This window comes from Rhodospirillaceae bacterium (assembly GCA_016722635.1).
In the GTDB taxonomy this organism is placed as follows: domain Bacteria; phylum Pseudomonadota; class Alphaproteobacteria; order JAEUKQ01; family JAEUKQ01; genus JAEUKQ01.
In genome coordinates this window covers 277,567-289,719 of sequence record JADKIX010000003.1, presented here as the reverse complement: position 1 = coordinate 289,719, position 12,153 = coordinate 277,567, and the positions used below count along the sequence as shown (strand labels likewise).

The window sequence follows — 12,153 nt, the reverse complement described above, 5'->3', positions numbered from 1 at the left end:
TCTTTATATATTACGGTTTTAAAACTTTTTGGCCTTTTTGCCAGTTGCACCCACATAATTCATCAGTTTGCAAAGCATCCAAAACCCTCAATACTTCCTCAGGATTACGGCCAACTTTCAAGTCATTCACGGCAACAAAGCGAATCACCCCTTGTGGATCGACAATAAAGGTTGCGCGCAATGCAACACCATCCTGATGCAGAATTCCTAATTTATCACACAATTCCCGTTTAAGGTCGGACAGCATGGGAAATGGCAGATTTTTTAAATCAGCATGGTTTTGACGCCAGGCCAAATGGACAAATTTACTGTCGATACTTGCTCCATAAAGAACAGTATCGCGATCTTTAAATTGGCCATTTAATTTACCGAAAGCGGCAATTTCTGTGGGGCAAACAAAAGTAAAATCCATCGGCCAGAAAAAGATGACTTTCCACTTCCCTTTGTCAGATTTATCAGAGATTTTCGTGAAAGCTGTTTTGGGATCAATTGATTCAACGGCATCAAGCTCAAAGCTTGGAAAATGATGACCGACTGTTAACATAGGCGCTCCTTATAAAGGTTTAATTGTTAGTTGGCTGATACTATATATAAGCAAAAATTTTGTGCATTCTAGAGCAAAGGTGTTATTTTTTTTCTTGGATCTTTTTCATAGCCTGATCCCGGATCTGGGATAAGCTGGCGCGCGCGCTAATTGCCTCTGGATCAATTTTAACTTCGATCAATACGGGTTTATTGGCAGTTAAAGCATGATCAAAGGCTATAAAAAATTCATCTGTGTGCTGAACCAAATATCCTTCAGCGCCGTAAGCTTTGGCTAAAGTCACAAAATCTGGATTAAATAAATCTGTTCCAATAACCCGTCCAGGATATTCGCGTTCCTGGTGCATTCGGATGGTACCGTACATGCCGTTATTAATGATCAATATTACAATAGGCAGTTGATAGCGAACGGCGGTTGCTAATTCTTGGCCATTCATTAAAAAACAACCGTCCCCGTTTACAGAAACAACGATACGTTGAGGATGAATGAGTTTTGCCGCCACTGCGGCGGGAAGGCCGTAACCCATTGCCCCATTGGCGGGAGCTAACTGGGTACGGAAGCGGTGGAAAGGGAAAAAACGATGAATCCAACCGGCATAATTGCCTGCGCCATTGGTAACAATGGCATCATCCGGTAATTTCTTTCTCATATATCCCATAATTTTTGCCAATTGGACATTGCCAGCATTGGTAACATCCGGTTTAGAGTATGACTTATATTCCTGATTGGCGGCAGCTGTGGATTCTTTCATATTATTTTTAAACGTCAAACTAAGCTTACTAATAGCGAGAACAAAATTTTCAGCGGTTGAAAATATACCTAAATTGGCTTGATAAACCCTGTTTAATTCTTCGCCGGACGGATAAACGTGAACCAGTTTTTGTTGAGGAACGGGAGGCGTTAACAACGTATAATCGTTGGTGGTCATCTCCCCTAAACGATCACCGATAACAATCATTAAGTCTGATTCTTTAATCCGTTTCATTAATAAAGGGTTGATCCCAATCCCCACATCTCCGGCGTAATTAGAGGCTTGATTGGGATATAAATGTTGGTGCCGAAAAGAAGTGCCGACTGGCAAATGAAATTTTTGGCAGAATTGTTGAATTTCTTCGACAGATGATTCTGTCCAGCTGGAACCGCCCAGTAAAACAAATGGTTTTTGGCTATTTTGTAATAATCCTGCAAATTTTTTGATGTCTTCCGGGTTAGGGGCGGGGTTAACGAAGCGGTAAGCATTTGTATCAGTCGTTGTCACATGATCGGTTAATACATCTTCCGGCAAAGAAATGACGACTGGCCCGGGGCGACCGCTAACGGCTACTTGGAAGGCACGGCTGATAATCTCAGGTAACCTTTTTGCGTCATAGACTTGCTCAGCCCATTTGCATAAGGGTGCAAAAAACTGTTTAAAATCCACTTCTTGAAAAGCTTCCCTGCCTAAGACGCCCCTGGCTGCCTGCCCAATAAACAAGATCATGGGGGTTGAATCTTGATAAGCGGTGTGCACGCCAATAGAGGCATTGGTGGCACCTGGCCCGCGGGTTACGAAACAAATGCCAGGTTTACCTGTTAATTTACCATAGGCTTCTGCCATAAAAGCTGCACCGCCTTCCTGGCGGCATACCACCACCTGAACGGAATTTTGCACATCATAGAAGGCGTTTAGGGCGTCTAAATAACTTTCACCCGGTACACAAAAAACTTTATCTACCCCGTGGATTTGAAGGGCATCTACCAAAATTTTTCCGCCGCTGCGTAAGGTATTCTCTGACATAATGGTCTTTCAAATAATTTATAAGGATATAATAAAATTGTTTTTTTTAATGATGATGGGCGTGCTGATGCCAGGTTTTTTGGGCAGCAATGGTGTCGTAAGTTTGGCCCGCAGGCGTTAAGACTGCGTATTCGGGATAATAAGACTTAATCAAGCCCTTACGCTCTAATACTTTCCAAACCGATACATTGCCAAGTCCTGAAAGTTCTTGGCCCGATAAAACATAAGGGCCTACATGAAAATGGTTGCCATGAGCGGAGGGGAAATGACGTACGACAATTCCATCTTGGTTTTGCTCAACTTCCTGCTGTTGTCCGGCCAATACTTGCAAAAGGGCCAACGTTTTCAATTGCAAAGGATTTAACCGTAAAGGATTAGGAAATTTGGGGTTTTGACTGGTCAGCATAAAATATCCTTTTTGTTATTTTGCTTAATCTCTAAAATTGTTAAATTGTAAGGGTTGATTTAAATCCAGGCGCTTTAATAAAGCCATCACATCTTGCAAATCATCCTTTTTTTTGCCAGTGATCCGCAATTCATCCCCTTGGATCGCTGATTGAACCTTTAATTTACTTTCTTTGATATGCCCAATAATTGTTTTAGCTAAATCATGGGCAATGCCTTGCTTAATAGTGACGGATTGTCGGACACTTTGGCCTGCTGCTTTCTGGCTATCAAGAAATTCTAAAAAAGCAGTCTCAACACCGCGGCGGGTTGTATGCATTTTTAATAATTCCTGCACTTGCTTCAATTTAAGCTCATCATCTGCCTGTATCTCAATCACTTTGTCATCTTTTCTTTCAATGGTACAATGACTTCCTTTAAAATCAAACCGGGTGGATATTTCCCGTTTTAATCCGTTCAAGGCGTTATCAATCTCGGCAATATTTGGTTTTGAGACGATATCAAAAGAGGGCATGCAATTCTCACAGAAATAAAGGGTTAGGAAAATGTATATTCAAATAGCTTATATCAGTGATATCAGTAAAATTGAAAAAATCTTCTGTAAAGTATTTTGTGAAGGCTTGCAATCTTTCTAGGGTATAAGGTCACAACGCCCTTCAATAACATTTGAGTGAAAGCGCACTGCAGCAATACTATTGCAAATATTAATATGGTAAAATCTAATAATTTATAACAGAATTGCATTTTGCTTGTTGCAAAACTTTTATAATTGTGAGAATGTTGCATTGCAGCAGCATTTTGATGTTGTTGTATACGCCCCTTTGGGCGTTTCCTCCCTGAACTTGGGCCGTTCCTTTGGGTGCGGCCTCTTTTTTTATCCGCACTTTCTTCATTTTAAAGGTTCTAACCAGAATAATCTTGTTCAGTTATTCCGTTTTTCATAAAAATTTGATGATTTTACGGCTCTTATGCTTGCGTAAGGAATTGTGGATAACGCATTCTAAGATATCTGAATTTAACTAATGACAATGTTCTTCTTATAGGGTGTTATATAGGCCTATCCTTTTTTAGGAGGGACTTTGATTCTAACGCTACCATCCCTAGAGTATCAGCAAAATTTTCTGATTTCTTCTCCCATAAGCGGTCAAGGTTCCTTTGATCAGCCTAAAATTTGTTATGTGCAAAGTGCTGCCACATTATCCGATCGGGTGGATCAACTAATTAAAACAATTTTCTCCAATTCTTCCCTGCAACTGACAATCATTTGCGATGAAATTACCCATGGGGTTTTAGCAGCTAAAATTAAGAAAATTTTGTCAACCAGCCATTCATGCAATTCCATTATTTTACCCACCCCTTTATCTGCCGATATTAAATTTAGCCAACAAATTATCGCTGAAGCCAATGACAGCGAGTTATTAATTGCGGTAGGTTCCGGCACCATTAATGATTTGGTTAAGTATGCGGCCACCCAATTAAAGATCCCTTATGTTGTTTTTGCAACGGCCCCTTCGATGAATGGATATTGCTCTGCCAGTGTTTCTTTGGTTGACCAGGGACTTAAAAAATCAATTCCCGCCAATCCACCTCGGGCTGCTTTTTTTGATTTGGCAATTTTGTCACGTGCTCCACAAAAAATGATCGCTGCAGGGCTGGCAGATTGTTTATGTCGGTCAACGGTGCAAACAGATTGGTTATTTTCCCATTTCCTAGTTGGGACACCTTATCATCAAGAAATTTTGAATCCGCTGATTGATCTTGAAAAACAGGTTATTAGCTCTGTTCAGCTATTAAAGGATGGCAATCAAAGGGCTATCAATAATTTGGTGCAACTGATTGTCCACTCGGGAATTGGCATGGCGGTTGTGGGAAACAGTAACCCGGCTAGCCAAGCCGAACATATGATTGCCCATTATATTGATACCCAAGGTGATTCTATGGAACTTTCAAAATGCCTTCATGGAGAAATCATTGCGGTTACCACCTTAACAATGGCTGCTTTACAAGAAAAAATTTTAAGTTTTAAGCAGTTAAAGTTTTCGGCTGAATTTAGATATGATCATGCTTGGTTCACTCAGGTTTTTGGTCAGGAGAAAGCAACTGAATATTGGAAGGTCTTTCAGGAAAAACAATTTTCTTGCGAAAAACAATCCAACTACCAACAGAAATTAACTGTCAATTGGCCGGAATGGCGCATAAAAATTCAAAGAAATCGTTTAAGTCATCAACTTTTATCTCATATGTTCAAGACGATAGGGTTACCTACCCAGCCCGAACATTTAAACCTTCGGCCAGAGTTATATCAAAAAGCAGTTAAGTATGCGCGTTTTACCAGAAACCGGCTGACTTTTTTGGATTTGGCTGCATGGGTAGGCTTACTGCCATAAACCCAACATCGTCGTTTAGTTTAGTCACAACGACGATGCTGGTATTAAGTGGCCAAATATTTACATAATTAGAACTTGGGATTTATTCATTCAAGCGTAAACTCATTTGCATGGCATTAGCAATTATTTGCATATCATGCGAGGAAATTTCAAAAAGGCCAAACCGTAATTGATATCCCCAGTTTTTACGTTCCCTTGAAAAATCCAATTGGGGTAAAAGCTCTTTGATAGGTGTTTCTGAAGCTTTCAGCCAATTGACATCGCGTCGAAATGGACAGAACCCATCCCCCATTTCTATTTGATAGGGATCATTCCGTTTGATGGTACCTATGGCCGTGAAAGATTGGTAACGATCTTTTCCTTGAAACTGCTCCGTTGGTGAATAGTATGTAATAACATCCCCTGGTTTTATCCGTTTTAAGGGGGACAATTTTCCGTGACAAATTTGCATAAATCCAGTTTCACGGCCGATCCTTACATGTTCGGCCGAAGCTACTGCGACCCAATATTTATTCATGATTGCACGGGCGAAAAAACGCGTAAACGGTGACCATCCAGATCTGCCGCAACAAAAGTATAGCCAAAATCCATTGTTGTGGGGGATTGCATGATTTTTAGGCCACGTTTTTTCCATTCTTTGGAAACTTGATCCACCGTTTGCTGATTTTCGACAGCAAACACTAGTTCCGATGCGCCATTGGCTGAAGTCGGAACGGGTTCTACCGTATGTTTAGCCCATAAACCCAACATGAATCCTGATTTTAAGGCAAACATAACAAAAGTGGGTGATGCTTCAACCGGGGCATATCCCAGTAGGTTTTGATAAAATGTAGCGCTGGCGGTAGGGTTGGTAACGTATAAGATAATCATATTTGGTTCGGTCATAGCTGTTCTCCTAAAAGTTCGTCATTAATTTCTTCATCAGCCTTTCAATTTGTGGGCTGTGATTATTGTGTTAATAAAGAACTTAAAACATCACCATGACAGATTGTGTCAGCAGCTAATAAAATTTAGGGCGATGGTATCCCTTCACTCAATCGCCATTCTTTCATGAGCTCATGGCGCCGCCTGGGATATCTTGACCCTAATAAAACGGCTGTAGCTATACGATCGGCACGGAAATGACGGAATCCTTGACGCAGCTCACACCAGGCCACAATGATAAGCACTTGCTCAAAGAAAGTTAAAACAATCGGCCAAATAATCCGGCTGGTTTTTCTGTCGCTTAAATCTTCATAATGTATTTCAATTTTCTGCTCAGAACGAATGGCTTGCCGAATAAGCGTTAGATCTATTTGGTAAGCATCTTCTCTGTCGTTTGGGCCTACTAATAAAGGTGATTGGTTTATGGATTCTTTAAGGTCAGTTGGAAGAACGGCCGCAATTTTTGTCAACGCATTACGTGCGGCAGCACTTAACCGCTCATCCGCCCGGTCCATGACCCAATTTGATCCCAACCACAATGCCTCAATCTCTTCTTGTTGAAGCATAAGGGGTGGTAGCATAAAACCTGGACGCATGAGATAGCCAAGTCCTGCTTCGCCATCAATTCGCGCCCCCTGGGTATTGAGAAGGGCAATATCACGGTATAACGTGCGTAAGCTTATGTTCAATTCTTGCGCTAGTGCGGCGCCCTGGATGGGATAACGGTGGCGGCGTAAAATTTGAATAAGGTCAAGAAGACGTTCTGAGCGGGACAAAGCCAATTTTTCTCTAAAATAAGATTTTAAGAGCACAGCTTAAGATTTTTATTTGTTTATCTCGTTAAAGAAATGCCCACCACCTTTGAAAGTGGTGAGCGCGACGGGAATCGAACCCGTGACCTCCTGATTAAAAGTCAGATGCTCTACCGCTGAGCTACGCGCCCCTAAAACAGAGGTTGTTTATTTAAAACAAACCATATGTAAGGGAAAAGACACTAGACTGTCAAAGTATTTTTTACGTAGAAATTTTATTAATTGCCTTCATCCCCCTAGCTCAACTATTTATAGAGAAATTGAGAATAAGAATAGATGAAAAGGATAATCGGTGATATTCCTGTTTTTCCTACTCGTTGAATGGCGCAAATTTACGATTTTAATAAGGATTTTTTCTTAAATTGTTGCTGTAATAAATTAGCAATTCTGGGCGATACAAAAGAAGTCACATCACCGCCAAGTAAACTTATTTCCTTCACAAAACGGGAAGAAATAAACTGATATTTTTCTGAGGCCATCAGAAAAACCGTATCAATTCCTGGATCTAAACGTGCATTCATACCAGTCATTTGAAATTCATATTCAAAATCGGATATAGCCCTTAACCCACGGATAATAATCTTTGCTTGGACTGAATGGCAGAAATGCGTCAGCAAGGATTGAAAAGGACGCACTTCAATGCGCTGCACTTCACTTGCAGGCAAACTTTTTTCAATTTCTTGCCTAACAATTTTCTCACGCTCAGTTAAAGAAAACAGGGGGTCTTTACCTGCATTTGCGGCAACTGCCACAATAATTTTATCAACAATTTCTGCGGCTCGGTGAATAATATCCATGTGTCCATATGTGATAGGATCAAAAGTGCCGGGGTAAACGCCTATTCTCATGGTAATTTCCAATATCTATGAAGGTAATGGTTCCAAGGGAGCATCTTCATTCCCAATTATGTCTTGATCATCTTCATCTGTCAGGCAGGTAACGAATACCACCTGTTCATCTGACGCTACATCAAATAACTTAACCCCTTGGGTGCGGCGGCTGCTGATACGAATGTCGTGAACAGGACAGCGAATGACTTGGCCGCGGTTCGTTACCAACATGATATGGCTATTGTTATCAACCGGAAAAGATGCAATCACGAGGCCATTCCGTTCGGATGTTTCTATATTGGCAATTCCCACCCCACCTCGGCCTGTTAAACGATAAGCATAAGAAGAAGTCCTTTTGCCATAGCCCCGTTCTGTTACAGCTAACAATAATTGTTCGTTTTCAGCCATTGTTTGTAATGAGGTAGGTAACGATTCTTGATCGTTTTGAACATTTGCATCTAAATCCACCGCTGCTATCTCTTCTTCCTCTTCGGTTGAAGAAGTTGAGGCAGCTGATTCTGACATATCTTCTGCAGAATAACGGCTACTTTTTAGGAAAGACTCGCGTTCCTCAGCTGAAAATGCCCCATGTTCCAACATCGTCATGGAAATAACCCGATCATCGCCTTGCAATTTAATGCCGCGGACACCGTCTGAATTACGTCCGGCAAATACCCTTAAGGTTTTGACTGGGAATCGTATACATTTACCTGCTGCGGTAGCTAAGAAAACATCTTGGTGATCATAGCAGACCTGGACACTGACCAGGCGATCATTAGCCTCTAATTTAATAGCGATTTTACCGTTTGATTTAACTTGGACAAAATCTGCAAGCTTATTCCGGCGCACCTGGCCCAGGGCAGTTGCAAAAATGATCGATAATTTCTCTGTTTCTTGTTGATCAGGTAAGGGCAGCAATGTAGCGATCGCTTCATCTTTTTCCAAGGGCAATAGTTGCACCAAAGGTTTGCCGCGACCTTGCGCGGTTGAAGGTGGCAAGCGGTAAGTTTTTAATTTATATACAATGCCTTGATTAGAAAAGAATAGAACCGGGGTATGGGTGTTAATCACAAAAAGTTGGTTGACAACATCTTCGTCTCGAACATCCATACCAGATTTGCCCTTGCCGCCACGCCGCTGGGCACGATAAGCAGATAAAGGTACCCGTTTGATATAGCCGTTATGGGTTAATGTTACCACCATATCTTCGCGTTGGATCAAATCTTCAATATCAACATCCGAATCATTTTCGGTAATCTCTGTGCGGCGTGGACTTGCGAGTGTCGTCTTCGCTTGCATCAATTCGTTCTTCATCAATTGCAAACGTAGGGTACGATTGTTTAAGATATCATGCAAACGGCTGATTTGGATCGATAGCTCAGACATTTCGGCAACAATTTTTTCCCGCTCTAGCCCTGTCAACCGATGCAAGCGTAAATCAAGAATGGCTTTTGCTTGGCTTTCTGTTAATCGATAATCGGCTTGGGTAGGAATTGAGGATATTGGGTTTCCCATGTCCTGCTCTAACAATTGCAAAAGAGGTAAGGCGGTATCAATTGGCCAGGAGCGTTCCATCAGGGCTTGTCTGGCTAGAATGGGATCAGCAGAGGCACGAATGATCTTAATCATTTCGTCAATGTTAGCCACCGCTACCGCTAAACCCAGCAAAATATGCCCGCGCTCTTGGGCTTTTCGTAATTCAAAGCGGGAACGCCGGTTGATCACTTCTTCCCGGAATTCAACAAAGGCTGCGATAACCTGTTTTAAATTCATCAGCAAAGGTTGGCCACGATGCAAAGCCAACATATTAATACCAAAACTGGTTTGCAAAGGCGAATGCTTATACAGTAAGCTTAAAATAACATCAGCGGAAATATCACGCCTAACTTCAATAACCACACGGACGCCTTCGCGGTCAGATTCATCGCGAATTTCGGTAATACCTTCAATGATTTTGTCGCGTGCCAGTTCGGCAATTCGCTCAACCATACGCGCTTTGTTAACTTGGTAAGGAACTTGGCTGATAATAATGGCTTCGCGGTCATTTTTTAATTGCTCGACGTGGCTTTTGCCACGGATAACAATCGATCCTTTGCCTGATAGATAAGCGTCGCGAATCCCTCCCAAGCCTAGGATTTCGCCACCGGTTGGAAAATCAGGTCCTGGTACCAATTCCATCAATTGCTCAATCGAAATCGCTGGATCTTCTATATAAGCGCAGCACGCATCAATGACTTCACCTAAGTTATGGGGGGGGATATTTGTAGCCATACCCACAGCGATACCACCAGCCCCGTTCACTAATAAATTGGGTAATAAAGCAGGCAGAACCATGGGTTCATGGGTGCTATCATCATAGTTTGGCTGAAAATCCACCGTCTCTTTGTCGATATCATTTAATAAAGACATAGCCGATTTTTTTAAACGTACTTCCGTATAACGCATCGCGGCAGGCGGATCACCGTCCATCGAGCCAAAATTGCCTTGACCATCAACCAAAGGCAGGCGCATCGAAAAATCTTGCGCCATCCGCACCATGGCATCATAAATTGCAGAATCCCCATGCGGATGGTATTTACCCATCACATCCCCGACCACGCGCGCCGATTTCCGAAAGGGTTTCTCTGGTTCGTAACCCGATTCATACATGGCATATAAGATGCGGCGATGGACGGGCTTTAATCCGTCCCGCACATCTGGCAACGCCCGCGCTACGATTACGCTCATGGCGTAATCGAGGTAGGAACGTCGCATTTCTTCCTCAATGGAAATAGAAGAAATCGCATTAGCGGGGGCAATAGGGATGTTGTTGTCCACAATAAGCTCTCTTTAATTTTTATAGGCAGAAAATAACAATGTCGATAGTAACAAATTTAGGGGCAAATTGAAAGGATGCAAAGTTTTTTTTATGTTAAAATGGAATGTCATCATCTAAATCTGGCTTGCTATTTTTTGGGGACATCGTTTTCTCAAACGAGTCCATCGTATTAGGCCTTGAATTTTTGGGATTGCTGAAAGAAGGTTTTGATCCCATCGGAGCGGGGGAAAATTCATTGGGGATAGCTGAACGTTCATAATCTTGACCTTCACTTGAGCCATCAGATTTCGAATCAAGCAAAGTCAAATCGCCCCTAAAGCGCTGTAGGACAACTTCCGTTGTATATCGCTCTTGTCCTGATTGATCGGTCCATTTACGGGTTTGCAACTGCCCTTCTAAATACACCTTTGATCCTTTACGCAAATATTTTTCGGCTATATCAACTAATCTCTCATCGAAGATGGCCACTTTATGCCATTCCGTTTTTTCTTTGCGTTCCCCACTGGCTTTGTCTTTCCAACGCTCTGAGGTTGCGACCGGAAAACTGGCCACCCGGTCACCGGATTGCATGGAACGGACTTCGGGATCCTTCCCTAAATTTCCAACCAAGATAACTTTATTAACGCTTCCAGCCATTCGTTTTTATCCTTATATAAGCGAGTTTATATTAGTATTTTTATCATTGATAGTCGATTGCTTTTAACAATTCTTACGGATTTTATTTCCCAGCAGAGGGGGGTCGCCAATCAAAAATCTGCTTTTGAAGGGTGGCCAGTTCTTCAGGAGTCAAATGGCTTAAAGCTTCCTCGCGGATTGTTCGCACTTGTGATTTTAGGGCATCGGTCAAATTACCGTGCAGAAGAACGACGTTTGACCAGAAAAAAGCCTTTGGATAATTTGAGGTAATACCATTTCCTCCCAGATAAAGGCCGGACAATAATATTTGAGAATATTGATCGTTTAATTCTGCAGCTGTTAGAGCCAATTCCACTGCCTTGCTTACATTTTTAGGGACCCCCTTGCCATGAAGATATAAATAAGCCAGGGCGCCGAAGGATTTCGGATACTTATCTTCCTGTATCGATCTATTATACCAGTAGAAAGCTTTTCCATCATCTTGGACAACACCTTGACCTAGCATATACAGCCTTCCTGCTAGAAAACGAACTTCAGAGAAATGGGCTTTATCAGCTGCAGCCAAACAATGGATGCTGGCTTTATTAAGGTCATATGTAATAGCCTGTCCTATTTGATTATTTATCCCATATATTGTGCATAACATTTCATGGGCAAATTGTTTTAATTTTAAAATAGCCTCTTGTGGGTCCTCTAGGGAAGCTGGGTTTCCGATATTATACCCAGGATTGTTAATCACTTGATTAAACCAAAGAGCAGCCTGGCTATAATCCGGTTTTACACCATATCCGTTATGATACATTAACCCGATATAATGCTGGGCAGCTATATTGCCATCTTTTGCCAGCGGTAAAAATTCTTGATAGGCAGTCTGATAATCTTTATCCTCAAGCGCTTGCCACGCTTCTTTTTCTCCCGCTTGAATTTGTTGCAACAAAGAAATAAAAATTACAAAGGAAAAACAAATAGTTCTAAAAGTAATTTTTTTCATTGCTTACACCAAATTTCCAATCATTTTTT

Annotated in this window: 12 protein-coding genes and 1 tRNA gene; 1 reads left to right on the top strand and 12 read right to left on the bottom strand. The window is 41.8% G+C overall.

Going from position 1 to position 12,153, the window contains the following annotated elements:
- Positions 1–10: 10 nt before the first annotated feature.
- The 4 genes from IPP67_01685 to IPP67_01670 all read right to left on the bottom strand — a co-directional run bounded on the left by IPP67_01685 (position 11) and on the right by IPP67_01670 (position 3,240).
- Positions 11–544, bottom strand: a complete 534-nt coding sequence (locus tag IPP67_01685) for a peroxiredoxin (protein MBL0337912.1) — start codon at positions 542–544, stop codon at positions 11–13.
- 82 nt (positions 545–626) lie between these two features.
- Positions 627–2,324, bottom strand: coding sequence for a thiamine pyrophosphate-binding protein (locus tag IPP67_01680; GenBank protein MBL0337911.1), 1,698 nt, complete (start codon positions 2,322–2,324; stop codon positions 627–629).
- Between the two features lie 43 nt (positions 2,325–2,367).
- Positions 2,368–2,727 (bottom strand): hypothetical protein, encoded by a 360-nt coding sequence (locus tag IPP67_01675; protein ID MBL0337910.1) that lies wholly within the window; start codon positions 2,725–2,727, stop codon positions 2,368–2,370.
- Between the two features lie 24 nt (positions 2,728–2,751).
- Positions 2,752–3,240 carry a YajQ family cyclic di-GMP-binding protein gene (locus tag IPP67_01670; protein ID MBL0337909.1) on the bottom strand — a complete coding sequence of 163 codons (489 nt, stop codon included), beginning with the start codon at positions 3,238–3,240 and terminating at the stop codon, positions 2,752–2,754.
- A gap of 565 nt (positions 3,241–3,805) precedes the next feature.
- Here IPP67_01670 and IPP67_01665 point away from each other — a divergent pair.
- Complete coding sequence (locus IPP67_01665) at positions 3,806–5,113, top strand: iron-containing alcohol dehydrogenase (protein ID MBL0337908.1); 1,308 nt, start codon at positions 3,806–3,808, stop codon at positions 5,111–5,113.
- Positions 5,114–5,195: 82 nt separating this feature from the next.
- On the opposite strand, the gene IPP67_01660 is transcribed toward IPP67_01665, so the two are convergent.
- The 8 genes from IPP67_01660 to IPP67_01625 all read right to left on the bottom strand — a co-directional run bounded on the left by IPP67_01660 (position 5,196) and on the right by IPP67_01625 (position 12,124).
- Positions 5,196–5,630, bottom strand: a complete 435-nt coding sequence (locus IPP67_01660) for an EVE domain-containing protein (protein ID MBL0337907.1) — start codon at positions 5,628–5,630, stop codon at positions 5,196–5,198.
- Positions 5,627–5,998, bottom strand: coding sequence for a VOC family protein (locus IPP67_01655; GenBank protein ID MBL0337906.1), 372 nt, complete (start codon positions 5,996–5,998; stop codon positions 5,627–5,629). Before IPP67_01655 ends, IPP67_01660 begins: the two co-directional genes overlap by 4 nt.
- A gap of 125 nt (positions 5,999–6,123) precedes the next feature.
- Complete coding sequence (locus IPP67_01650) at positions 6,124–6,813, bottom strand: YafY family transcriptional regulator (GenBank protein ID MBL0337905.1); 690 nt, start codon at positions 6,811–6,813, stop codon at positions 6,124–6,126.
- 92 nt (positions 6,814–6,905) lie between these two features.
- Positions 6,906–6,980 (bottom strand) — tRNA-Lys (locus IPP67_01645).
- 201 nt (positions 6,981–7,181) lie between these two features.
- Complete coding sequence (coaD, locus tag IPP67_01640) at positions 7,182–7,697, bottom strand: pantetheine-phosphate adenylyltransferase (GenBank protein ID MBL0337904.1); 516 nt, start codon at positions 7,695–7,697, stop codon at positions 7,182–7,184.
- A 15-nt stretch (positions 7,698–7,712) separates the two neighbouring features.
- On the bottom strand, positions 7,713–10,433 hold the full coding sequence (gene gyrA / locus IPP67_01635) for a DNA gyrase subunit A (protein ID MBL0337903.1): 2,721 nt from the start codon (positions 10,431–10,433) through the stop codon (positions 7,713–7,715).
- Between the two features lie 157 nt (positions 10,434–10,590).
- Positions 10,591–11,133: a single-stranded DNA-binding protein gene (ssb, locus tag IPP67_01630; GenBank protein MBL0337902.1), complete on the bottom strand. Its 543-nt coding sequence runs from the start codon at positions 11,131–11,133 to the stop codon at positions 10,591–10,593.
- A gap of 82 nt (positions 11,134–11,215) precedes the next feature.
- Positions 11,216–12,124, bottom strand: a complete 909-nt coding sequence (locus IPP67_01625; protein ID MBL0337901.1) for a sel1 repeat family protein — start codon at positions 12,122–12,124, stop codon at positions 11,216–11,218.
- Positions 12,125–12,153: the final 29 nt, after the last annotated feature.